The 22361-nt window shown below is 29.3% G+C and carries 22 protein-coding genes; 8 read left to right on the top strand and 14 right to left on the bottom strand.

Annotated elements, in window-relative coordinates; translation table 11 throughout:
- Window positions 1-21: 21 nt before the first annotated feature.
- From aat to sstT, 13 genes are read right to left on the bottom strand one after another with little or no spacing between them, the layout of a single operon-like run.
- Window positions 22-663 carry a leucyl/phenylalanyl-tRNA--protein transferase gene (aat, locus tag L8X33_RS02390; RefSeq protein WP_263669846.1) on the bottom strand — a complete coding sequence of 214 codons (642 nt, stop codon included), beginning with the start codon at window positions 661-663 and terminating at the stop codon, window positions 22-24.
- Entirely contained in the window at window positions 638-2767 is a 2130-nt protein-coding gene (locus L8X33_RS02385) for an AAA family ATPase (protein ID WP_133318694.1), read from the bottom strand. Before L8X33_RS02385 ends, aat begins: the two co-directional genes overlap by 26 nt.
- On the bottom strand, window positions 2764-3057 hold the full coding sequence (locus L8X33_RS02380) for an ATP-dependent Clp protease adaptor ClpS (protein WP_263660137.1): 294 nt from the start codon (window positions 3055-3057) through the stop codon (window positions 2764-2766). Before L8X33_RS02380 ends, L8X33_RS02385 begins: the two co-directional genes overlap by 4 nt.
- Window positions 3041-3658 carry a TlpA family protein disulfide reductase gene (locus L8X33_RS02375; RefSeq protein WP_263669845.1) on the bottom strand — a complete coding sequence of 206 codons (618 nt, stop codon included), beginning with the start codon at window positions 3656-3658 and terminating at the stop codon, window positions 3041-3043. The genes L8X33_RS02380 and L8X33_RS02375 overlap by 17 nt, the downstream gene beginning before the upstream one ends.
- Before the next feature lie 12 nt (window positions 3659-3670).
- Window positions 3671-4126: an SsrA-binding protein SmpB gene (gene smpB / locus L8X33_RS02370; protein ID WP_039668585.1), complete on the bottom strand. Its 456-nt coding sequence runs from the start codon at window positions 4124-4126 to the stop codon at window positions 3671-3673.
- Window positions 4126-4881 carry a 4-(cytidine 5'-diphospho)-2-C-methyl-D-erythritol kinase gene (locus L8X33_RS02365; RefSeq protein ID WP_263669844.1) on the bottom strand — a complete coding sequence of 252 codons (756 nt, stop codon included), beginning with the start codon at window positions 4879-4881 and terminating at the stop codon, window positions 4126-4128. The genes smpB and L8X33_RS02365 overlap by 1 nt, the downstream gene beginning before the upstream one ends.
- The gene (gene csrA, locus L8X33_RS02360) at window positions 4878-5105 is read right to left on the bottom strand and encodes a carbon storage regulator CsrA (protein ID WP_012661763.1); all 228 of its coding nucleotides are present in this window, start codon (window positions 5103-5105) and stop codon (window positions 4878-4880) included. The genes L8X33_RS02365 and csrA overlap by 4 nt, the downstream gene beginning before the upstream one ends.
- Window positions 5099-5917 (bottom strand): tRNA pseudouridine(55) synthase TruB, encoded by an 819-nt coding sequence (gene truB / locus L8X33_RS02355; protein WP_263659033.1) that lies wholly within the window; start codon window positions 5915-5917, stop codon window positions 5099-5101. Before truB ends, csrA begins: the two co-directional genes overlap by 7 nt.
- On the bottom strand, window positions 5914-7977 hold the full coding sequence (locus tag L8X33_RS02350) for an ATP-dependent helicase (RefSeq protein WP_263669843.1): 2064 nt from the start codon (window positions 7975-7977) through the stop codon (window positions 5914-5916). The genes truB and L8X33_RS02350 overlap by 4 nt, the downstream gene beginning before the upstream one ends.
- The gene (locus L8X33_RS02345; RefSeq protein WP_074691700.1) at window positions 7974-8420 is read right to left on the bottom strand and encodes a hypothetical protein; all 447 of its coding nucleotides are present in this window, start codon (window positions 8418-8420) and stop codon (window positions 7974-7976) included. The genes L8X33_RS02350 and L8X33_RS02345 overlap by 4 nt, the downstream gene beginning before the upstream one ends.
- Entirely contained in the window at window positions 8413-10134 is a 1722-nt protein-coding gene (locus L8X33_RS02340; protein ID WP_263669842.1) for a M3 family oligoendopeptidase, read from the bottom strand. Before L8X33_RS02340 ends, L8X33_RS02345 begins: the two co-directional genes overlap by 8 nt.
- Before the next feature lie 4 nt (window positions 10135-10138).
- On the bottom strand, window positions 10139-11017 hold the full coding sequence (locus L8X33_RS02335; RefSeq protein ID WP_039664243.1) for an aspartate carbamoyltransferase catalytic subunit: 879 nt from the start codon (window positions 11015-11017) through the stop codon (window positions 10139-10141).
- 9 nt (window positions 11018-11026) lie between these two features.
- Window positions 11027-12253, bottom strand: a complete 1227-nt coding sequence (gene sstT, locus L8X33_RS02330) for a serine/threonine transporter SstT (protein ID WP_263660132.1) — start codon at window positions 12251-12253, stop codon at window positions 11027-11029.
- A gap of 147 nt (window positions 12254-12400) precedes the next feature.
- Between sstT and metK the strand changes: the two genes are divergently transcribed.
- Window positions 12401-13594, top strand: a complete 1194-nt coding sequence (gene metK, locus L8X33_RS02325; RefSeq protein WP_263669841.1) for a methionine adenosyltransferase — start codon at window positions 12401-12403, stop codon at window positions 13592-13594.
- A gap of 10 nt (window positions 13595-13604) precedes the next feature.
- Here the strand turns inward: metK and L8X33_RS02320 are convergent, their stop codons facing one another.
- The gene (locus L8X33_RS02320; RefSeq protein WP_263669840.1) at window positions 13605-14927 is read right to left on the bottom strand and encodes an apolipoprotein N-acyltransferase; all 1323 of its coding nucleotides are present in this window, start codon (window positions 14925-14927) and stop codon (window positions 13605-13607) included.
- Here L8X33_RS02320 and yajC point away from each other — a divergent pair.
- From yajC to L8X33_RS02285, 7 genes are read left to right on the top strand one after another with little or no spacing between them, the layout of a single operon-like run.
- A complete protein-coding gene (gene yajC, locus L8X33_RS02315) occupies window positions 14897-15172 on the top strand; it encodes a preprotein translocase subunit YajC (RefSeq protein WP_039618686.1) in 276 nt (91 codons plus the stop codon). The genes L8X33_RS02320 and yajC overlap by 31 nt on opposite strands.
- On the top strand, window positions 15165-16745 hold the full coding sequence (gene secD, locus L8X33_RS02310) for a protein translocase subunit SecD (RefSeq protein WP_263669839.1): 1581 nt from the start codon (window positions 15165-15167) through the stop codon (window positions 16743-16745). The genes yajC and secD overlap by 8 nt, the downstream gene beginning before the upstream one ends.
- Window positions 16745-17716 carry a protein translocase subunit SecF gene (gene secF / locus L8X33_RS02305; RefSeq protein ID WP_220566868.1) on the top strand — a complete coding sequence of 324 codons (972 nt, stop codon included), beginning with the start codon at window positions 16745-16747 and terminating at the stop codon, window positions 17714-17716. The genes secD and secF overlap by 1 nt, the downstream gene beginning before the upstream one ends.
- Window positions 17717-17718: 2 nt before the next feature.
- Window positions 17719-18060 carry a DUF6394 family protein gene (locus tag L8X33_RS02300; protein ID WP_133318707.1) on the top strand — a complete coding sequence of 114 codons (342 nt, stop codon included), beginning with the start codon at window positions 17719-17721 and terminating at the stop codon, window positions 18058-18060.
- A gap of 8 nt (window positions 18061-18068) precedes the next feature.
- Window positions 18069-20498, top strand: a complete 2430-nt coding sequence (gene leuS, locus L8X33_RS02295; protein ID WP_263661829.1) for a leucine--tRNA ligase — start codon at window positions 18069-18071, stop codon at window positions 20496-20498.
- On the top strand, window positions 20495-20992 hold the full coding sequence (gene lptE, locus L8X33_RS02290) for an LPS assembly lipoprotein LptE (RefSeq protein WP_133318709.1): 498 nt from the start codon (window positions 20495-20497) through the stop codon (window positions 20990-20992). The genes leuS and lptE overlap by 4 nt, the downstream gene beginning before the upstream one ends.
- Complete coding sequence (locus L8X33_RS02285) at window positions 20993-22360, top strand: hypothetical protein (protein ID WP_263669838.1); 1368 nt, start codon at window positions 20993-20995, stop codon at window positions 22358-22360. It begins immediately after the preceding gene.
- Window position 22361: the final 1 nt, after the last annotated feature.

Below are 22361 nucleotides of genomic sequence, written 5' to 3'. Positions count from 1 at the left end.
TTTATGTATAAGTATATCTTTTTATAGTAAATTTTTGAAATTTTTAAAGCCACTTTCAAGTGAAACTTTTTTTTCTAGTGTTTTCAAAAAATCTTTTTTTGTCATTTCTTTAGCACCCATAAATTTTAAATGCTCATTAGGCACTTGACAATCTATTAAAAAATCATATGGTTTTAAAAGCTCACAAAGTCTTATTAGGGCTACTTTTGAGGCATCTTTTTTAAGACTTATCATGCTTTCACCAAAAAATATTTTACCTATTATAAGTCCGTATAAACCACCAATTAAAATATCATTTTCATAAACTTCAACACTATGAGCTAAATTTTGCTCAAAAAGCTTTGTATAAACTTGTATAAATTCTTGACTTATCCAAGTTTTTTTTCTTTTTGCACAATGTTTGATAAGCGAGTTAAAATCAAAATTAAGTCTTATTTCATAAGTTTTTAAAGCTTTTTTTATGCTTTTTTGTATGCGCACTTCATCAGGTAAAAGCACCATTCTAGGAGAAGGACACCACCAAGTAACAGGATTGCTAGTCCATGGAAAAAGCCCTAAGCTATAAGCATGAGATATAAAATCTACTTCTAGTTTTTCACTAATAAAAACAGGCGCATCATCAGGGCTTTTTAAAAGTTTAGAATACAAATTCAATTTTTTCATTTTTGGAAAGTTTGAGTTTTAATTTACCACCATTTTTTAATTTTCCAAATAAAATTTCATCACTTAATCTCTCGCCTAATTCTTCGGCAATAATGCGTTTTAATAATCTTACTCCAAATTCTTTATTATTAGTTTTTTTAGCAAGAAATTCTTTTACTTTTTTATCAGCTTCCATGGTGATGTTGTTTAAATTTTTTGCCATTAAATCTAGTTCTTTTTGAACGATTTGTTCTAAAATTTCTTGACTTAAGTCATTAAAATGAATGATTTTATCTATACGGTTGATAAATTCAGGTGCGAAGAAATCTTTTATGGCTTTATTACTTTTTTCTTTATCACTGCTTAAAAAACCAAGTTCATTACTTTCTTTGAGACCTAAATTTGAAGTCATAATGATAATAGTATTTTTAAAATCAGCTTTTAATCCACTATTATCTGTTAAACTTGCATTATCAAAAATTTGTAAAAAGGTATTAGTTAAATCAGGATGAGCTTTTTCTATCTCATCAAATAAGACTACGCTAAATGGATTTTTTCTAATACTATTACTAAGCAAGCCGCCATCTTCATAGCCCACATAACCTGCTGAAGTTCCTATGAGTTTGCTCACATCATGTTTTTGCGAGTATTCACTCATGTCAAATCTTTCAAGATTAAGGTTTAAAATTTGTGCTAAATTTTTTGCAAGTTCGGTTTTACCAACTCCACTTGAACCGGTAAATAAAAACACGCCTTTTGGGGTATTTTTGCCTTTTAACCCCGCATAGCTTTGTTTTAAAATAGAACACAAAGCTTTAATGGCTTCATCTTGTCCAAAAATATTTTGCTTTAAGTTTTGCTCTAAATTTTTTAAGATTTTACCTTGATCACTTTCATAAATTTTATGAGAATGTGTCATTCTTGCTAAAGTATTTTCTAAATCTTTTATTTTTACTATTTTTTTACTTTTTTTATCTTCTAAAGCAAAGCTTGCGCCAAGTTCATCAATTAAATCAATTGCACTATCGGGTAAAAATTTATCATGTAAAAATTGTTTTGCTAGTTTTATGCTTGTTTGTAAAATTTCATCACTGATTTTGATTTTGTGAAAATTTTCATATTTGCTTTTTAAGCCTTGCAAGATCAAAAAACACTCTTCTTCGCTTGGCTCATCTATATCAATTTTTGCAAATCTTCTACTTAGAGCTTTGTTTTTATCAAAGGTATTTTTGTATTCTATGAAAGTAGTTGCACCTATGCATTTGATGTTGCCATTACTTAATGCAGGTTTTAATAAATTTGACATATCTGCATGACTTTCATTGCTTGCGCCGGTTCCTACTATGGTGTGAATTTCATCTATAAATAAAATAGCATTAGGGATATTTTCTAATTCTTTAATGATATCTTTTAACCTTTTTTCAAAATCACCCCTATATTTTGTCCCCGAAAGCAAGCTTGTCATATCAAGGCTATAAATTTTTGAGTTTTTTAAATGTTTTGGCACTTTTTCTTCAGCTATAGCTAGTGCTAGCCCATCTATAATAGCACTTTTACCAACACCTGGTTCACCAACTAAAATAGGATTATTTTTCTTACGACGGCTTAGAATTTGCATCATTCTTTCAAGTTCAAATTTCCTACCTATAACAGGATCTATTTTGCCTTTTTTTGCAAGCTCAACTAGCTCTATGGTATGGGTTTTTAAATTTTCAAATTCAGCATTTTGTAACAATTCTTTTATTTTTTCTTCTTCTATTAGGTGTTTTTTTAAGATATTATAAGAATAAGCTTTTTCTTCTTTGCAAAGTGCAATGATAAAATCAATCACACTTGTTTGATTTTTTGCATTTAGCTTGTGTAATATATTTTCCAAGATCACAGAAAAAATAGGTTCTATTTCTTTTTTTAAAATTTCATTATTTTTAGCTAGATAATTTTTTAATTCATTTTCAAAGCCTTGTAAATCACCATCTCCGATTTCTTCAAGTAGATTTTTAAAATCATTGCTAAGCTTAACTAAAGCAAAAAGCAAATGCTCACAAGTGATAAATTCATGATGATTGATAAAGCTTAAATGTCTTGCATTTGGTATAAATGAGTCAATCAATTCTTTATATTTCATTGTTCTTCTATCCTTGTTTGGAGTGGAAAATCCTTATTTTTCGCTGCCATGTCAACTTGCTGTTTTTTGCTAAGTGCAATTTCTTCTGTGTATATGCCACAAACTCCGCTTCCTTGATGATGGATTTCAAGCATAATTGCACTTGCTTTTTCAAAATCATGATGAAAAATATTCATTAAAATTTCAATTACAAAATCCATGGTGGTAATATCATCATTTAAAAGCAAAACCTTAAACATTTTAGGTTCTGCTAGTTTTTGTTGTTCTAAAATTTCATTTTTTAGACTCATTTAATATCCTAGTAATATCTTCTTGCATAATCTCAGTAGAAACTTTTCCAAGATAATATTTCACATAACTTTTTGAGTCTTTATTCCAAAAATCTGTTAGATCTTGATAATTTCCATCTTTTAAAACTACTTTAAAAGGAAGTTGTTCCATGCTTTGATAGTTGATATCTTTTAATGCTTGTGCAACAATTCTATCATTTTCTTTAGAATTGCTTAAGAAATAATACGCCCCATATTTAATGGCAAAATCTTTTACAGCTTGATCGCTAACATTTTCAAAATGACTTAGTCCTATGATGATAAAATTGTCAGCATTTTTTTGCCACAAACTTGTTAGATGAGTGGCTTCTTCTTGACAAGGTGTGCAAAAGGTTCCAAAAAAATCAAACATTAAAATTTTACTCTCTTCACCTTTTACTGTAAAACCATTTTGTGTTCTTACTAGGGTTTTCTCACCACCATTGACACTTTTTAAAAGAATTTCATCACCCATTTTATACTCAGCAAATGCAAATTCATTTTCGATTTTTTCTTCACTTGAGCAAGCACTTATTAAAAATGCAAAAGCAAATGTAAAAAACAAATAAGTAAATTTTTTCATCAAAATCCTTTTTTAATAATGATTTTTCATAGCAGCTCTTGCTTCAAGATCTGCTTGTTTTTTCTTTAAGCTTTCTCTTTTATCGTGTAAGTTTTTTCCTTTGGCTAAGGCTATTAAGACTTTTGCTTTATTTTTTTCATTAAAATAAAGTTCTAATGGCACTATAGTAAAGCCTTGGGTGCTAATTTTACCAAAAAGCCTATCGATTTGCTTTTTATGCATTAAAAGTTTTCGCGCACCTTTTTCATCATGCTTATAAAAAGAATGAGTGGTGCTAAGATGAGAAATATGAGCATTAAGTAAGAAAATTTCACCTTTGATAATACGCACAAAAGAATCTTTCAAATTTGCTCTACTAGCTCTTAATGCCACTACTTCAGAACCTTTTAAAACAATACCTGCTTCAAATTTTTCCAAAATTTCATAATCAAAAAAAGCTTTTTTGTTTTTTACTATAGTTTTTTTCATCATTTAGCCTTAAAAACTCCACTTCCACTTCCACTTAAAAAATAAGCCTCATTAAGAAAAGTTTGCATTTTAGGATAAATTTTTACACAAGGAGCAAATAAGTCGTTTAAATCAGTATTTTTATACTCTAAAATTTCACTTGTTTTGAGTGTTTTAAGTGTTTTGGCTAAATTTAAATTCGCTGTTAAATCATATGAACTTTCATCAAATGCTTTATATACTTTTGCACTTGAGCATTCAATAGCTGGAAAAGTAAAATCAAGTTGGGCAAAATCATCTTCAAAATATTCTACAATCTCGCCACACCCGCTAACATTTGCACTATCATATCCGCTTAAAAAAAAGATTAAATCAGAGCCAAGTTTTTGGCAGATTTGTTTAAGTTGTTGTTGGTTGAGTTTTAAATTTAAAGTTTCGTTGATCATTAATAAAAATACAACCGCATCAGTGCTACTTCCACCAAGGCCTCCACCTATGGGAATGTTTTTGGTAAGCTTTAAACTTTTGTCTTTAAAAAATTCATTTAACTCATTAGAAAAACCTAAATTTTCTAATTCTTTATAAGCTTTGTGTATGATAGTATCTTGAGTAAAATTTCCAGTGATTTCAAATCCTTCTTTAGTTTTTTCATCACTAAAGCTTAGCTCATCAAAAATATCTTTTAATAAAACAAAGCGTGATTGTAATAAATGATAAGATCTTAAATCAATTCCTATAATTTTTAAAAAAATATTAGCTTTTGCGTAAGCTTTCATTTTTTAAGCTTTTTACTTAGATCGTCAAGTTTTATCGTTTCATCGCTAATTGCATGTAAATTTTCACTTTTTACTTGCTCGATAAGCTCTTTGCGTAGTATCATTAAAGACTTTGGAGCTTCGATGCCTATTTTAGCATAGCCTTTGCCTGTTTGAACTACTTTGATTTCTATATCATCTCCGATTTTTATACTTTCATTTTCTTTTCTTGATAAAATTAACATTTTAATACCTTATTTAAATAATATTGCACTTGATTATCTTGGATAGAAATGATAGAAAAAAAATCTTTTTCTTCTAAAATATAGCTACCTTCTTCTTGAATTTCCAAATCGTCCAAAAATATTTTTTGTCCATTGTGTAATTTTTGGGGGTATTTTATCGTATTTTTTCTAAGATTTAAATAAGCTAAAGGATTTAACTCTTTTTCATTCTCATAAAAAAACCTTCCCTCGCTTAAACGCTCTAATGAGCTTAATGTGGCTTTAATACCAAGTTTTCTAGCAAATAATTCACAATAAGAGCGTATATAAGAACCCTCACTAACTGCTATTTCTATGGTTAAAAAGGGGTGGTTATAGTGTAAAATTTTAGTATAAAAAATTTCCATAACGCAGGATTTTAAATTGACTTCAAAACCTCTTTTTGCAAGCTCATAAGAGCGCACTCCATCTATTTTTTTTGCACAAAATGCGGGTGGGGTGTAGGTGATTTTACCTAAAAGTTCATTTTTAATTTGTTCTAAAATTTGCTCATCAAAAGCATTTATAAGATTGATTTCTTTGATATTTTGATTATCAAGGCTTAGTGAATGCACGCCTAGCCAAAGTGTTGCTTTATAAACTTTTGGATTTTTATCAAAAAAACGAAAAAGTTTTGTGTATTGATCAAAGGCTATGAGTAAAACACCTTTTGCAAAAGGATCAAGTGTTCCTGAAAAACCTGCTTTTTTATTTTTATATTTTTTCTTGAGTTTGCCTAAAAAAGTATTAGAACTCATACCACTTGGTTTGTAAGCTACAAAAAGTTTATTCATATCACTTTTTCCACAAAACTTGACATTATCATTCTTTCTATGCCTCCAAAATTAATCGTGAGTTTTTCTTCAGCACCTATTTTACTTACCCCAGTGACTCTGCCTATGCCAAAAATTTTATGTTTGATTAAATCGCCTTTTTTGTAGCAATTTTTTTGATGATCTAGTGTTAATTCTTTTTTGATTACATTACTCTCACCAAAAAATCTACTTTTTTCTAATCTTGTGCGACTTCCCTTATAAAATCTAGAATTAGCATAACTTAAATAAAGTTTTTTCTTGGCTCTAGTGATTGCTACATAGGCAAGTCTTCTTTCTTCTTCTATATTGCTTGATTCGCTAGTGAGTGGGAAAAATCCTTCTTCTAAACCTATGATAAAAACATAATCAAACTCAAGTCCTTTACTTGCATGAATACTCATAATACAAATACTTTCTTTATCAAGTCCATCTTGCTCATTAAGTAAAGAAATTTCATTTAAAATATCATCTAAGCCATTATAATTTCCATGAGTAATTTTATCTTTTAAATTAGCATAAAGTTCATCTATATTTAAAAGTTTATCTTCACCCTCTGGATTATCTTTATAAAATTCTTTGATTTTAAATTCTTCTTCTAAGGCTAAAATCATTGCAAGCAAATCATCTTTTTCTTTGATTTTGTGTATGCTTAGTATGAATTTTTCTAACTCTTTGTCTGTTTTTTTACTAAAAAAACCACTTCCTTGCAAAGCACATAGACTTTCAAATAAAGACAAATGATTTTCTTTAGCATAATTTTCTAGCTTTTCTAAACTTGCATTACCAAAGTTTCTTTTAGGGCGGTTGATAATGCGTTTAAAAGAATAATCATCATTTAAATTTGAAAGCAATCTTAAATAAGAAATAATATCTTTAATTTCAGCTCTTTCATAAAAACGAATTCCACTTAGCAATTTAAAAGGAATTTTTTCTTTGCTAAAAGCTTCTTCAAGAGCACGAGATAGGGCATTTACTCTATAAAGTATGGCTATTTCACTAGGATTAATCCCCGAGTTTAAAAGTTTTGAAACTTCTCTTGCAACCTTAAAACTTTCAATTTTTTCATCATCATTTTGTAAAATTGTAATTTCTTCGCCCTCATCTTTGGTGCAAATCAAAGTTTTTCCTAGTCTTTTTCTATTATGCTCTATAAGCTCATTTGCAGCTTGCAAAATAGCGCTAGTTGAGCGATAATTTTGCTCTAGTTTGACTAATTTTACATTGTTAAATTGTTCTTTGAAATTTAAGATATTTTCTATTTTAGCTCCACGCCAACCATAAATACTCTGATCATCATCACCCACCACGCAAATGTTTTCATGAGACACGCAAAGTTTTTTTAGAATTTGATATTGTAAGGCATTGGTATCTTGATACTCATCTACTGTTATATAGGTATATTTTTGACTTTGCTCTTGTGCAAATTGTTCATCTTCTAAAATTTTATTAGTTAGCATGAGTAAATCATCAAAATCCATGAAATTATTTTGGATTAAAAAATGCTCATATTGCTCATATAAATGAATGATTTCTTCGTAATTTTTGTTTTTTTCATCTTTTAAAAATTCTAATTCTTTGCGTATTTCTTGAGCGCTTTTGTTTTGATTTTTAAAATTTGAAATATAAGCACCTATGCTTGCTAAAGAGCTTTGCAAATTTTCGCTAGCTAAATCTTTTAGTATTTTCTTTTTATCATCTGTATCAATAATGACAAAATTATTTGCTCTATTAATTCTTTCGCTATAAAGTCTTAAAAATAACAAACCAAATTTATGAAAAGTACATAAAAGGGGATTGTGTAAATTTTGATCTTGCAAAAGTGCTAAGGCTCTTGTTTTCATTACATTAGCAGCTTTATTTGTAAAGGTTAGCGTGAGGGTATTTTGTGCAGGAATACCCACATGATCGATTAAATAGGCAAGTCTAGTGGTAATGGTTTTAGTCTTTCCACTACCTGCACCTGCTAGTATTAGCATAGCTCCATCAATATGCATGATAGCTTCTTTTTGGCTATCATTTAAACCTTCAAAAAAACTCATTTTTTAAATAAATCTTTATTGTTAGGATTATTTAAAAAAGCATTCATAGATTTTTCTTTTAATTTTTGATCATTTTGCTTTTTGAAATAGTTTGAAAAATTAACAAAAATGATATTATCTTCAACTTGAATTTGAGTAATTGCTCCCAAATCTACTTTCACAAAGGTTGCAAAATCATCAGGTCCAAAACCTGCATGAAATTCTATATGCTCATTTGTTAAAACTATAGATTTAAAAGTATAACCGCCAAGTGCAAAAAGACAATAAGGATTTTTACTCACTACATCTAATTCTGGTGGTAAAGGAGGTTCTAGTGTAACAAATTTAGTATTTACAATGATATTAAACTCAATATCTTCTTGGATTAAAATTTGCAAACATTCATAAATGCTTTTTTGCATTAAACTTATAAAATTTTTATTATTTAAAATTTTATCAATCATTGCTTAGCCTTAAAAATTCATCTACTAGTATCCTAACTTGCTCTAAGCCTATATTCCAAAATTCATCACTTTCTATATCAAAGCCAAACATAGCTACAAGTTCTTTTGGGCTTTTGCTTCCCCCACTACTTAAAAACTCAATATAAATTGAAGTAAAATTAGAGCATTTGCCACTTTTATATAGACCATAGAGTGCTAAAACTAAAAGTTGTGCATAAGCATAAGCATAGCAGTAAAATGGAGAGTGTATAAAATGTGGTATATAAGAATACCAAAGGTCATAATTTTTGGTTAAAACTACGCTATCTTGAAACATTTTTCTTGATTCTTCAAGCCAAATTTCACTTAGTTCTTGCGCACTTAGCTCTTCTTTTTTAGCATGAAATCTGCGTTCAAAAGTAGTAAAATTAATTTGTCTATAAAGAGTAGCAAAAATATCTTCAATTTTTGCTGCATATAAAGATAAAAGCTCTTCTTTGTCTAAATTTTCTTTAATATAATCAAAAATCAACATTTCTGCAAACACTGAAGCAGTTTCTGCTGTAGTTAACGGTGTATCTTGATTTAAAAAACTTACTTTATAAGAAAGTTTTTGATGTATAGTGTGGCCTAGCTCATGTGCTAGGGTGAAAAGATCGCGTCTTTGGTTGGTATAGTTTAAAAGTATAAAAGGATGACTTAGCGGCGTGCTTGAGTGAGAAAATGCTCCACTTTGTTTAAATTCTTTAGGATAGATATCAATCCAATTATTCTCAAAAGCTTCTTTTGCTATCATATAAAAATCTTTAGAAAATTTTTTAAAGGCTTTTAAAACGATATCCTTTCCTTGATCAAAATCAACTTGCATTTCTTTTCCAATAGGTGCATAACGATCATAATCTTTTAACTTTTTATACCCTAGAATTTTTTTCTTTGCATTGTAAAATTTAGAAACAATATCAAAACTATTCTCGCTAGCACTAATAAGTGCATCAACACTTTTTTTAGAAATTTGATTTCTTATGTGTCTTGGAGTTTCAGGACTTTCATAAGATCTTAACTCACAAATGCTAGCAAGTTCACTTTTAATCATATTAAAAATATATACTAAAAGCTTGTTTTGTTTTTTTAAGGTTTTACTAAAGCATTTTGAAGCTTTTTTTCTAATGCTTCTATCTTTATCATAAAGCTTGCTTAGAATTTCTTCCTCGCTTAATTTTTGTCCTTCAAAATTAAATTTTAAAGCACTAAAGGTTTCATCAAATAATCTTGCAAATGCATTTGAACCTGTACTTGATAGAGCTAGGATAACTCTTTCTTCTTTTTTAGAAAGATTGTGTTTTTTGTTTTTGATAAGATTATTTAAATAAAACTCATAATCTTTGCAAAATGTGATGAAAGTTTTACTTTTTTCTTCTTTTAACTCACAAAATTCAAGTTCAAAAAATAAAAGATTTTCTTCTATTTTTTTACTTAAATTTTCATATTTTGCATAAAAAGCACCTTTGGTAGTATCTTGAGCAAAATTTAAATACACATAGGTTAGTATGTGAGAAAGTTTTAAGATTAATTCTTCATAGTTTTTTAAAGCTTGTAAAAATTGTTCATTGCTTAAACTATGAAGATTATTTTCATATTGTTTTTTAAATTCACAAGCTTCATCTTGGGTTTTTTGTAAAAAAAGATTTAATTCTTGCTCATCTTTAAATAATGTACTTAAGTTCCAATTTTGCATGATTTTAGCTTTCTAAAATGAGTTTTTTTAATACAGCCATTCTAATGGCAACACCATTTTTAACTTGAGTTAAAACCTTACATCTTTTATCAGCCATTACTTCATCGCTAATATCGATATTTCTATGTACAGGACCAGGATGTAAGATAATGAGATTTTTATCTTTTATTAAATCTTTGCTAATACAAAAATCATTTGCATAATCTTTAAGCGATGCATAGGTTGGAATATTGTGTCTTTCAGTTTGTGTTCTAAGGCTCATGATAATATCTACATCATCAATAACTTCTTTTAGTTTATTTGTTTTTTTAATAGGATAATTTGGCATAAAATGAGGTGGGGCTACTAGGGTAATGTCTATACCAAAACGAGGTAATAATTCTAAATTTGAAGCAGCAACGCGTGAGTTTTTAATATCTCCTACTATGGCTATTTTTTTACCTTTGACATTATAATCAAAATGCTCCATTATGGTAAAAAGATCAAGTAAAGCTTGGGTAGGATGAGCGTGTTTACCATCACCTCCATTAACTATAGGACAATGAGTATAATTTGCTAAAGTATGAGGTACACCTGAGTTTTTGTGTCTAACTACAATAGCACTTGGTGCCATTGCATCTAAATTCGCAGCAGTATCAAAAAGTGTTTCACCTTTGCTTGAACTACTTCTTGAAACATCTAATTTTAAAACTTTAGCACCTAGTCTTCTTGCGGCTGTTTCAAAGCTTGATTGAGTGCGTGTTGAATTTTCAAAGAAAATTGTTGTAACACTTTTTCCTTCTAAAAATGTACGCGGTTTTTCATCCAAAAATTCTTTTGCTTCTTTAAATAAAGCCAAGATTTCATCATTGTTAAAATCTTTTGTAGTAATTAAATGCCTCATAAGTCCTCCTTAAATTTTTAAATTAAGCTCATTATCTGAACAAATAGCACTAAATAAAACATCTGTTGAGCTATTTAATGCAGTTTCAACACTATCTTGGATAACCCCTATGATAAAACCAACCGCAACTACTTGCATAGCTATGTCATAATCAATATTAAACAAAGAGCAAGCAAGTGGTATAAGTAAGAGTGAACCCCCAGCAACCCCGCTAGCTCCACAAGCTGCAAATGCAGCTAAAACACTCAAAAGTATAGCTTGTAAAAAATTTATTTCAATACCTACTGTGTGAGCTGCTGCAAGACTTAATATAGCAATAGTTACAGCTGCTCCTGCCATATTAATCGTAGCACCTAGTGGAATAGAAATGCTATATAGGTTATTATTGATATTTAATTTGGAGCAAAGTGCCATATTTACAGGAATATTTGCTGCAGAACTTCTTGTAAAAAATGCAAAAACAGCACTATGTTTTAAACAAATAAAAATCAAAGGATAAGGATTTTTCTTTGTATAAGCAAAGACAATTAAAGCATTAATCACAAAAGCTACAAAAAACATAGTCAAAACTAAAATTATTAATAATTTAATATAACTAAAAAGTCCTGCTGCTCCTGTTTGAGCAACTGAATTAGCCACAAGTCCAAAAATTCCAAAAGGAGCAAGCTTGACTATAAATTTAACGATTTTTAATACACCCTCGTTTATATCAGTAAAAAGTTGTTTTGCATCATTAGAACAATGTCTTAGAGCAAAACCTCCACCAATAGCCCAAGCTAATATGCTTAAATAATTTCCTGAAGATAAGGCATGGATCGGATTGTCTACTACTTGAAAAAGTAAGGTTTTAAATACTTCGCCTATATGCGCAGGGCTTGTAGTGGAAGCTTTTTCAATATCGGTTAATACTAATTCTACAGGAAAGATAAAACTTATACTAACTGCGCTTAAAGAAGCTAAAAAAGTTCCAAAAATATACAAGAAAATAATGTGTTTTATTTTCTCACTTCCATGATTAAATTCTTTTGTGCAAATGGTTGTTAAAATTAAAATAAAAACTAAAATTGGCGCTATAGCTTTTAACGCGCCTGTAAATAAAGCACCAAAAATATTTGCAAAAATAGCTAAATCTTTAGAAAAAATACCTACTAAAATTCCTAAAACAATACCTATGCAAATTTGTAAAATAAGATTTCCATCTTTATAGCGTTTGATTGCATAAGAAAATAAACTCATTTCTTACCTTTTTTTGTAGTGATAAATTTAAATTTATTCTAACAAAGTAAAGCTTAAATAAGCTTTTTGATTTTTAAGTTAGCTTATGTTATTATATTTTAGAAAATTTTTAATTTAACGAAAAAGATGATGCAAGGAATATAAAATATGTATTTATTTACTTCTGAAGTTGTTAGTGCAGGACATCCTGATAAATGTGCTGATATTGTAGCTGATTCTATAGTTGATGCCTTTTTAACTCATGATAAAGACTCAAGGGTTGCTAGTGAAGTTTTTGTAGCAGGAAATAAAGTAGTAATTGGTGGTGAGATTAAATCAAAATATAAACTAGAAAAACAAGATTATGAAAATATTGTAAAAAAAGCTCTAGTAGATATTGGTTACAATGGAAATCCGCATTTTAGCAAAAAACAATGTTTACACCCTGATGATTTAGATGTAATGGTATTTTTAAATGAGCAAAGTCCTGACATCAATCAAGGTGTTGATCAAGAAGATGGAGAGATTGGAGCAGGTGATCAAGGTATAATGTTTGGTTTTGCAAGCAATGAAGCAAAAGAATATATGCCAGCAGCTATTTCTTATGCTAGAATGCTTTGTGATAAAGTATATGAGTTTGCAAAAAACAATCCTGATAAACTTGGAGTAGATATTAAAACTCAAGTTACAATTGATTATGCAAATAAAGAAAATTTTGAAAATTGTAAACCTCAAAGTATCCATACTATTGTAGTTTCGGCTCCTTGTGTTGAAAGTATGAAAATAGAAGATTTAAGAGCTTTGGTGATGGATTTGATTTTGGATTCAAATTTACCAAAAGAGCTTTTTTGCCCAGAAAAAACAAGAATTTTAATCAACCCAACGGGAAAATATGTAAATCACAGCTCATTACATGATAGTGGTTTAACAGGAAGAAAACTTATAGTAGATAGCTTTGGTGGCTATGCTCCAATAGGAGGTGGTGCACAATCTTCTAAAGACTATACTAAGGTTGATAGAAGTGGGCTTTATGCTGCAAGATGGCTTGCTAAAAATATCGTAGCAGCAGGGCTTGCTAAAAAATGTATAGTACAACTTTCTTATGCTATAGGTGTGGCTAAACCAACTTCTGTAAGTGTGGATTGCATGGGAACAAATACAAGATTAGATGATGATATTTTAAGTGATTTTGTGATGAAAACTTTCCCATTAACTCCAAATTGGATTAAAAATAAATTCAATCTTGATAAACCAAGTAAAGATACTTTCATGTATGCTGATGTAGCTGCTCGTGGTCAAGTGGGGCAGGCTGATTATCCTTGGGAAAAATTAGACGCACTTGATGAATTTAAGGCATTATAAAATGAAGCTTTTAAGCTTCATTTTGCTTTAAAAGTTTTTCTTTTATCTTTAAAATCAATACTTCTTTTGGCTTAATTACTGCATTTTCTTTTCCATTAACTGCATGATATATACTTACATTATAATTATTTGCATAAAAACGCATTAGAAAATTTTGTAATTTATACTCACTTGAAAAATTAAACCAAGCATTATTTGAAATGGCGATGATGATTTTTGAGTGTTTGTAAAGTTTTTCTTTTGTAGCTTCAAAGCAGATAGCATTAGTGATGAGCTGATTATTTAGAGTGTATTGATTTAATTCTTTTCCTTTTGAAAATTCATCAATATTTAAAAGATATTTTTTAAAAAAGTTTTTAAATATAGGAATTTCTTCTCCAAAAGGTACAAGATAATGTTTGTTAAAAACTTGTATGTTGCCATTGTCAAATACATAAGTACTATTGTATAGATGATTAGGTGTAGTGCTTATAGCACCTGCAATGATGATGATTTGTTTTGATAAATCTTTTAAGGCTTGTAAATAACTTGGTGTTTTATTTAATGCAAAAGCAAAAGCAGTTTCAGGAAAAATAATTGCTTCTTTACCTTCTTTTATAGCCTTGTTGATTTGATAAAATATATCTTTAGAATGAGTTTGTAAATTTTCTTGTATGAATTTTTGATCTTGAGAGATATTAGTTTGGATTAATTTATAGTCTAAATTTAGTGTTTGTGATTGTTTTTGATTATATTGAGCTCCGATTAGAATAAGGATTAGAATAATTGCTATTTTATAATATCTTGAAATATATTTTTCATAATAAAAATAAGCAATCAAAAACATAGCTATAATACCTTGGTAACTTGCATCAAAGATTCCATATACACTTAAAACACCCCAATTTAGCCAATCAAAGCCAAAAGGATGAATAAAACAAAGTAAAAAAATTCCACAAAGTCTTAAAAAATCATATTTAAGAAAAAAACATATAAAAAACAAAAATCCATAAATTAATCCAATTAAGATAATTTCTAAAGGAATTAAATAAGCTAAATTAAAATAAATTGATGATAAACCTATCCACCAAAACCATAAAATTCCTATAAAAAAACCGGTGTAAAAATATCCTGCTTTACTTTTGTTTCTTAGTAATAAAATTAAACCATATATGCTTAAAAATGGTGAGATAAATTCGAAAAGTAAATTTTCAAAAAAAGAAAAATAAATAAAATTTGACAATAAAAGTGCAGAAAAAAAGGCTTTTATTATTTTAAAAGTGGTAGAATTAGAATTTATGAACTTTAAAAAAAGGGGAAGAAATGGCAGAAAACGGAAATATTTGGACTTCATTGTTGCCTCTCATTGTGCTTTTTGCGATTTTTTATTTTTTGGTTATTAGACCACAACAAAAACAAGCAAAAGACCATAAATTGATGGTTTCATCTTTAGAAAAAGGAGATAAAATCATCACAAATGGTGGGATAATTTGCGAGGTGGTAAAACCAGAAGAGGATTTTATCAAAGTTAAGCTTAATGATGAAAATGTAGTTGTAAAAATTTCTAGAGATTTTATAGCAAAGAAAATTGATGCGTAGTGGAAAAATTACTTATAGAAGTATTATTTTCTTTGTAGTTTTTCTTATAGGGCTTGTTTTTTCTATACCTTCTTTTATGCAAACCCAAAGTGGTGCTAAGATTAACCTAGGACTTGATTTGCAAGGTGGTTTGCATATGTTATTAGGTGTAGAAGTGGAAGAGGCAGTTAAGTCAAAGGTTAAATCCATAGCCTCTTCTCTTAGTTATTCTATCAATAAAGAAGATATTATTGTTGATAAAATCAAAGTAAATGATACTAGTATTGAATTTAGTTTATTGGATGAAAATGATGTAGCTAAGGTTGATTTGTTGTTAAAAGACATTAAAGGCTTGGCTATTACACACGAAAATTTACACTACACACTTTCTTTAACCCAAGAAGAAATTAAATTAACTCATGAACAAGCTATTTTGCAAGCTGTAGAAACAATTAGAAATAGACTTGATCAATTTGGTCTTGCAGAGCCAAATGTAGCAAGATCAGGTGAGGATAAAATTTTAGTCGAACTTCCAGGTATTAAAACTGCTGCAGATGAGGCTAGAGCTAGAGAACTTATTGCAAAAGCTGCACATTTGCAATTAATGGAAGTAGATGATGTTAGAATGGATCAGGTAAATAATCTTACTCCAACTCAAGCTGCTGAATATGGAGATTTAATTTTTGAAGATGCAAAAAATCCTCAAATTAAATATCTAGTAAAATCTATACCTATTCTTGATGGTTCTATGCTAACAGATGCAAAAGTAGGTTTTGCGCAAAGTAATAATCTTCCTGTGATTAATTTTACCTTAAATTCAGAAGGTGCTAAAAAATTTGGAGACTATACAGGAAATAATGTAGGCAAACGCTTAGCTATAGTTTTAGATAATAAAGTATATTCAGCTCCAAGAATTAATGAAAGAATAGGTGGAGGTAGTGGTCAAATTAGTGGTAGCTTTACTGTTGAAGAAGCTCATGATGTGGCCATTGCTTTAAGAAGTGGGGCACTTTTAGCACCGGTTAAAATGCTTGAAAAAAGAAGTGTTGGACCATCTTTGGGTGCTGATAGTATTAAAATGAGTATGATAGCCCTAGCAGGTGCTTCTATATTAGTTATTGCATTTATGGTGATGTATTATGGTATAGCAGGAATTTTTGCTAATATTGCTTTAGTGGCAAATATTTTAGTGATTATTGCTGTAATGGCTATGTTTGGTGCAACCTTAACTTTACCTGGTATGGCAGGGCTTGTGCTTACTGTAGGTATGGCAGTAGATTCTAATGTTATTATTAATGAAAGAATTAGGGAGTTATTGCGAGAGGGTGCTAGTATAAGGCAAAGTGTTGAAAATGGTTATAAGCATGCAATGAGCGCGATTTTAGATTCTAATATTACTTCGCTTATTACTTCAGTGGTGCTTTATGCTTATGGAACAGGTGCGGTAAAAGGTTTTGCGGTGACTTTAAGCATTGGAATTTTAGTTTCAATGATTACTTCTATTGTTGGAACTCATGGTATGTTTGAAATGTTTATGAACCGTATGGAAAAAAGCAATAATACAAGATTATGGTTTGGATATAGGAGACCTTAATGCAATTTTTTAGTCAAAAGCATATTTATGATTTTATGAGAATGAGATTTGCAGCCATCTCTTTATCTTTTATTTTATTTTTTGGTTCTATTTTTATCCTTTTTACTAAGGGTTTGAATTTTGGTATTGATTTTACCGGTGGAACTTTGGTACAACTTCAATATGAGCAAAAAGCGCCCTTGGCTGAAATTCGTAAAGCTTTATCTATAAATGAAAATTTAAAAGGAGCTAGTGTTACCGAATTTGGTAGTGCTAATGAAGTTATTATTCGTTTTTCAGGAAGTAGCGATAGCTTGGGAAGTGATATTGGAGTAAGTATTGCAAATTTGTTAAAAGATACAGGTAAATTTGAAGTGCGCCGCGTGGATGTAGTAGGTCCAAAAGTAGGAGATGAACTGCGTAATAAAGGTCTTATGGCGGTTGGAATTTCTTTGATTGCTATTTTGATTTATTTGGCTGTGAGATTTGAATGGCGTTTTGCTATGGCTTCTATTGTGTGTGAAATTCATGATATAGTCATTACTTTAGGTGCTATTGCATTATTTGAAATAGATGTAAATTTAGATATTTTGGCGGCTGTTTTAACTGTGCTTGGATATTCTTTAAATGATACGATTATTATTTTTGATAGGATTAGAGAAGGTGTTAAAACAAGTAAAAATTCAAAACTTGATTTAATTATCAATGAATCAGTTTCTGCAACTTTATCAAGAACTACCTTAACAACGGGATTAACTTTGATTACTGTTGTAGTGCTTTATTTCTTTGGTGGATCTATGATAGAAGGTTTTGCTCTAACTATGATAGTGGGTATTGTAGCAGGTACTGCAAGTTCTATATTTGTAGCAAGTCCAGCACTTTTATGGTTTAAATTTAGTGTTACGCAGTATCGTCAAAAAGAATTAGAAAAAGTAAAGAAAAAACAAGAAAAAGAGAAATTAAGAGCGATGTATGAAAAAGGAACGGTGTAAAAATGAATTGGGGTAAGGTTATTTATATCTTTTTTGCTCTAATGAGCTTAACTACAACCGCAGGATTTTTATATGATCAAAATGAAGTTGCATTATTTATTGCAGCTTGTGTGAATTTAATTTCTACTTTATTGAAAATCGGAGTTAGAAATTTCTTAGCAGCTGAATTATTTGCTAGTTCTTTAGTGGCTGATTTGCATTTAATTCCAGCTTTTGCTTTAATACAAATTAATCCAGAGGCTAATGTTATGGTTTATACTTTAGCAATTGGTGCTTTGATAGCTAATATCTTTTCAATGATTTTAGTTATAGTTGATTCAGTAAAAAGTCAAGAAGAAAATTAGGAGTTAAAATGGCATATGAGGCAGGTAAAATAGAAAAAAAATGGCAAAAAATTTGGCAAGAAAAAGAATATTTTGAGCCAAAAGATGATTTTTCTTTACCAAAAAAATACATTTTATCTATGTTTCCATATCCAAGTGGTAGAATTCATATGGGGCATGTGAGAAACTATAGCATAGGTGATGCTATGGCTAGATATTATAGAAAAAAAGGTTTTAATGTCTTACATCCTATAGGTTTTGATAGTTTTGGTATGCCTGCTGAAAATGCTGCGATAAAACACGGTATTCATCCTAAGAAATGGACTTATGAAAATATTGATTATATGCAAAATGAACTTGCTTCTTTGGGCTTTTCCTTTTCTAAAAAAAGAATGTTTGCTACTTCTGATCCTTTATATACTAAATTTGAGCAAGAATTTTTCATTAAAATGTATGAAAAAGGACTTGTTTATACTAAAGAAGCTGAAGTTAATTGGTGTGAGAATGATAAAACAGTCTTAGCAAATGAGCAAGTTGAAGATGGCAAATGTTGGCGTTGTGGACATGAAGTCATTAGAAAAAAAATGCCAGGATATTATGTAAAAATTACCGCTTATGCAGATGAATTATTGCAAGATCTTAAAAAATTAGAAGGAAAATGGCCAAGTCAGGTTTTGACTATGCAAGAAAATTGGATAGGTAAAAGCACAGGACTTAGTTTTGATTTTGATATAGAAGAAAATGATAAAATCAGTGCAAAAAAGATCAATGTTTTTACAACAAGAGCTGAGACTATTTATGGAGTGTCTTATATTGCTTTAGCACCTGATCATGAAATAGTAAACGAATTAATTGATAAAAAATTACTAGATCAAGATACTATCATAAAAATTCAAAATATACAAAATCAAACACCCCGCCAAAGACAAGCTGCACCAAAAGAAGGATATTTTTTAAATCTTCATGTAATCCATCCACTAAGTAAAGAAAAAATTCCTTTATGGGTAGCTAATTTTGTTTTAAGTGATTATGGTAGTGGGGCTGTTATGAGTGTGCCTGCTCATGATGAAAGAGATTATGAGTTTGCAAAAACTTATAATTTAGCTATAAAAAAAGTAATTTATAAAGATGAAAATGACGCACAATGTTACACTTTAAAAGAAGGTGTTTTAACCAATAGTGGCGAATTTGATCAATTAGAATGTAATGATGCTAGAGAAAAAATTAGTTTAAAAATTGAATCTTTGGGTATTGGTAAAAAGGTTACCAATTTTAAAATTCGTGATTGGGGTGTTTCTAGACAAAGATATTGGGGTGCTCCTATACCAATGATTAAGTGTAATTCTTGTGGCATAGTTCCTCAAAAAATAGAAAATTTACCTATTACCTTGCCTGAAGATGTGATTATAAATGGAGAGGGAAATCCACTTGATAAGCATGAAATATGGAAAGAGTGCATTTGTCCAAAATGTGGCAAAAAAGCACAAAAAGAAAGCGATACTTTAGATACTTTCTTTGAAAGTTCTTGGTATTTTGCGCGTTTTGCAAGTGATGATAAAACATGGCAAGAAAAAGCGGTAGATGAAAAAAGTGTTAATTATTGGATGAATGTTGATGAATATATTGGAGGGATTGAACATGCGATATTGCATTTACTCTATGCTAGATTTTTCCAAAAAGCACTTAGAGATTTGGGTTATTTAAAAGATGATGAGCCTTTTAATAGACTTTTAACCCAAGGAATGGTCACTAAAGATGGTGCTAAGATGAGTAAATCTAAGGGTAATGTAGTAGATCCTGATTATATTATAGAAAAATATGGAGCAGATAGTGCAAGATTGTTTATATTGTTTGCTGCACCACCTGCTAAAGAACTTGAATGGAACGATAGTGCGCTAGAGGGTGCGTTTAAATTTATCAATAGGCTTTATGAAAAGGCTATGAGTTTAGAATGTGGAAAATTACAAGAAATTGATCATCAAAGTTTAAATAAAGAAGAAAAATATGCTAGATTAAAAGTATATGAAGCTTTGAAAAAATCTTTTGAAGTTTATGAAGAAAGTTTTGCCTTTAATACCTTAATAGCTGCATGTATGGAAGCTTTAAATGCCTTAAATGCTATAAATCATAAAGAAGTTTTAAAAGAAGCTTTTTATATTATTTTAAATATTTTAGAGCCTATTATCCCTCATGTTTGTTTTGAGCTTAGCGAGCATTTGTTTAAATGTGAAAATTTTAAAGTATTAAAAATAAAAGAAGAAGTTTTTGTAAAAGATAGTTTTAATATAGCTATTAGTGTTAATGGTAAAAAAAGAGCACAGATTGAAATAAATTCAGAGGCTAAAGAAGATGAGATTTTAGCTTTGGCTAAAGAAAATGTTGCAAAATGGCTAGAAGGAAAAACCATTGTAAAAGAAATTTATATTGATAAGAAATTGGTAAATTTGGTGGTTAAATGAAAAAATATTTAATATCTTTTTTTGCTTTTTTTATTATATCTTGTGGATATATCCCATCATCTCAAATGGCAAGTAGGGTTTTGGGTGAAAATGTATTTTTGAAAATCAATATTAGTAAACAAGATCCCGAAAATAGTGTTTATATAACAGATATTTTAAGAGAAGCTATGCTTAATAAGCTTGGCAGAAAAGTCACAGATGAGCATAATGCAGATAGTTCTATTATAGTTACGATGAAAAAGTTAGAATTTCATCCTATGGTGTATGATAGAAATGGTTATGTAGTTAATTATAAAGCAGAGCTTTACTTGGAATTTCTTATGCGTTATAAAAATGGTAAAGAAGAAGTTGTAAATACTAAGGGAAGTTATAATTTTGATATTAATCCAAATTCTATTATTAGCGATCAAGCTAGATTTGAAGCAATTAAAAATGCATCAAGTGAAGCTTTTGATGAATTTGTTTCTATTATAGCTATTAGGGGTTATAAATAAATGGCAAGTCATATCAATGAGATTGCAAAAGAAACATTGATAAAATTAAAAGAGCGTAAGTTGCATCCAACTCCTGAAAATTATAGTGAGGTATTTGAAGAATGCGCTAAAAAAGCGGGAGTGATGAGTTTTAATAAAGCAAGGATAGAAAAATATACTAATCTTTTAGATGATATTTATAAGCAAGAGCTAAAAGGAAAAAGCATTCGAACTATTGATGAGTTTTTGATGTTTTTAGTTTCTAGGCTTAATAGGCAAGTAAGTAGAAAATATGAAGATGTTTATGCTTTGCTTGATTTGATTGTGCAACAGCTTAGTATTAGCAAAGATAAAAAAATCAAAGAACTAGCAAAAATTACTCAACACAGATTATCTCAAGCTATGGATTTAGAAACCATATATCTTTTAAGGGCTAAATGGAGAGAGCTTGAAAAATCTTATGAGGATTATGAGCTTTTAAAAAAACTAGAAGAATTTAATATTCGAGCGTTTTTGGATTTTCACACTTTAGTTGAAAAACTCATTGTTATGTTAAAGGAGAGATCTTATGAGAAGCAGGCTGAACTTTTACTAGCTTCTTTGGAGTCTTTGTTTGGAGTAAGTAAAGAGCTTGAGCAGTTTAAACAAAATTTAAAAGAAAATCCTAAATTAATTGCTAGGAAAGAATTTGCACATGAGTATTATTTAATGTTGCAAAAAAAAGAAGCAACAGATAAATATTATATACAAAAAAACCTTTCTTTTTTTAATCAGCACTTAGAAAGCTTAAATGAAATGGTATCAAAGCTTTATGATAACAGCCAAGAAGATGTGAAATTTATTAATGCTTTAACTAAAGATGAAAATGGTAATGTTCAAATTAATTTTGATACACTAAAAGATAAACTTTTATATGCAAACGAGCAAATAGCGCAAATTAAAACTCAAATTCAAGCTACAAGTGATGATGAGCAAAGAGAGCAGTGGAGTCTTACTCAAGAACTTAAAAAACTTGATGAAAACTATAAGCTTTATGCTGTTAATTATGCATTATGTTTTTTTAAAATTAATAATATAGAGCATGTTATTAATATCTATGGTGTTGATAGCTTTAAGGCAATTAGTGGAAAGTTTAAAAAGATACTTAAAGATTTATGTAAAGATATGGGTGAAATTTGGATTTTAGATGAAAGTTCTTATTTGGTTATACTTCCGGGTAAAAATTTAGAAAGTGCTCAGATTTTTATAGAAAAAGCCTTAAAGCTTATAGATGATTATAAATTTATTTATAAAGAAGAAGTAGTTAAACTTATTTTATCATCTTCTTACATAGAAAAAAAAGAATTTCCAGATGGCGATATTTTAAAAGAATTAATCCAAAAAGCTTAGC

It is taken from the genome of Campylobacter sp. CNRCH_2014_2849, from assembly GCF_025772845.1.
Lineage (GTDB): Bacteria > Campylobacterota > Campylobacteria > Campylobacterales > Campylobacteraceae > Campylobacter_D > Campylobacter_D lari_D.
The sequence above is the reverse complement of the archived record's forward strand: the minus strand, read 5'-3'. Positions and strand labels throughout refer to the sequence as shown.

What these genes read in the sequence shown, in the direction of transcription:
- aat (WP_263669846.1), bottom strand. Translation starts at nt 663, where the DNA reads ATGAAAAAATTGAATTTGTATTCTAAACTTTTAAAAAGCCCTGATGAT.
- L8X33_RS02385 (WP_133318694.1), bottom strand. Translation starts at nt 2,767, where the DNA reads ATGAAATATAAAGAATTGATTGACTCATTTATACCAAATGCAAGACAT.
- L8X33_RS02380 (WP_263660137.1), bottom strand. Translation starts at nt 3,057, where the DNA reads ATGAGTCTAAAAAATGAAATTTTAGAACAACAAAAACTAGCAGAACCT.
- L8X33_RS02375 (WP_263669845.1), bottom strand. Translation starts at nt 3,658, where the DNA reads ATGAAAAAATTTACTTATTTGTTTTTTACATTTGCTTTTGCATTTTTA.
- smpB (WP_039668585.1), bottom strand. Translation starts at nt 4,126, where the DNA reads ATGAAAAAAACTATAGTAAAAAACAAAAAAGCTTTTTTTGATTATGAA.
- L8X33_RS02365 (WP_263669844.1), bottom strand. Translation starts at nt 4,881, where the DNA reads ATGAAAGCTTACGCAAAAGCTAATATTTTTTTAAAAATTATAGGAATT.
- csrA (WP_012661763.1), bottom strand. Translation starts at nt 5,105, where the DNA reads ATGTTAATTTTATCAAGAAAAGAAAATGAAAGTATAAAAATCGGAGAT.
- truB (WP_263659033.1), bottom strand. Translation starts at nt 5,917, where the DNA reads ATGAATAAACTTTTTGTAGCTTACAAACCAAGTGGTATGAGTTCTAAT.
- L8X33_RS02350 (WP_263669843.1), bottom strand. Translation starts at nt 7,977, where the DNA reads ATGAGTTTTTTTGAAGGTTTAAATGATAGCCAAAAAGAAGCTATCATG.
- L8X33_RS02345 (WP_074691700.1), bottom strand. Translation starts at nt 8,420, where the DNA reads ATGATTGATAAAATTTTAAATAATAAAAATTTTATAAGTTTAATGCAA.
- L8X33_RS02340 (WP_263669842.1), bottom strand. Translation starts at nt 10,134, where the DNA reads ATGCAAAATTGGAACTTAAGTACATTATTTAAAGATGAGCAAGAATTA.
- L8X33_RS02335 (WP_039664243.1), bottom strand. Translation starts at nt 11,017, where the DNA reads ATGAGGCATTTAATTACTACAAAAGATTTTAACAATGATGAAATCTTG.
- sstT (WP_263660132.1), bottom strand. Translation starts at nt 12,253, where the DNA reads ATGAGTTTATTTTCTTATGCAATCAAACGCTATAAAGATGGAAATCTT.
- metK (WP_263669841.1), top strand. Translation starts at nt 12,401, where the DNA reads ATGTATTTATTTACTTCTGAAGTTGTTAGTGCAGGACATCCTGATAAA.
- yajC (WP_039618686.1), top strand. Translation starts at nt 14,897, where the DNA reads ATGGCAGAAAACGGAAATATTTGGACTTCATTGTTGCCTCTCATTGTG.
- L8X33_RS02320 (WP_263669840.1), bottom strand. Translation starts at nt 14,927, where the DNA reads ATGAAGTCCAAATATTTCCGTTTTCTGCCATTTCTTCCCCTTTTTTTA.
- secD (WP_263669839.1), top strand. Translation starts at nt 15,165, where the DNA reads ATGCGTAGTGGAAAAATTACTTATAGAAGTATTATTTTCTTTGTAGTT.
- secF (WP_220566868.1), top strand. Translation starts at nt 16,745, where the DNA reads ATGCAATTTTTTAGTCAAAAGCATATTTATGATTTTATGAGAATGAGA.
- L8X33_RS02300 (WP_133318707.1), top strand. Translation starts at nt 17,719, where the DNA reads ATGAATTGGGGTAAGGTTATTTATATCTTTTTTGCTCTAATGAGCTTA.
- leuS (WP_263661829.1), top strand. Translation starts at nt 18,069, where the DNA reads ATGGCATATGAGGCAGGTAAAATAGAAAAAAAATGGCAAAAAATTTGG.
- lptE (WP_133318709.1), top strand. Translation starts at nt 20,495, where the DNA reads ATGAAAAAATATTTAATATCTTTTTTTGCTTTTTTTATTATATCTTGT.
- L8X33_RS02285 (WP_263669838.1), top strand. Translation starts at nt 20,993, where the DNA reads ATGGCAAGTCATATCAATGAGATTGCAAAAGAAACATTGATAAAATTA.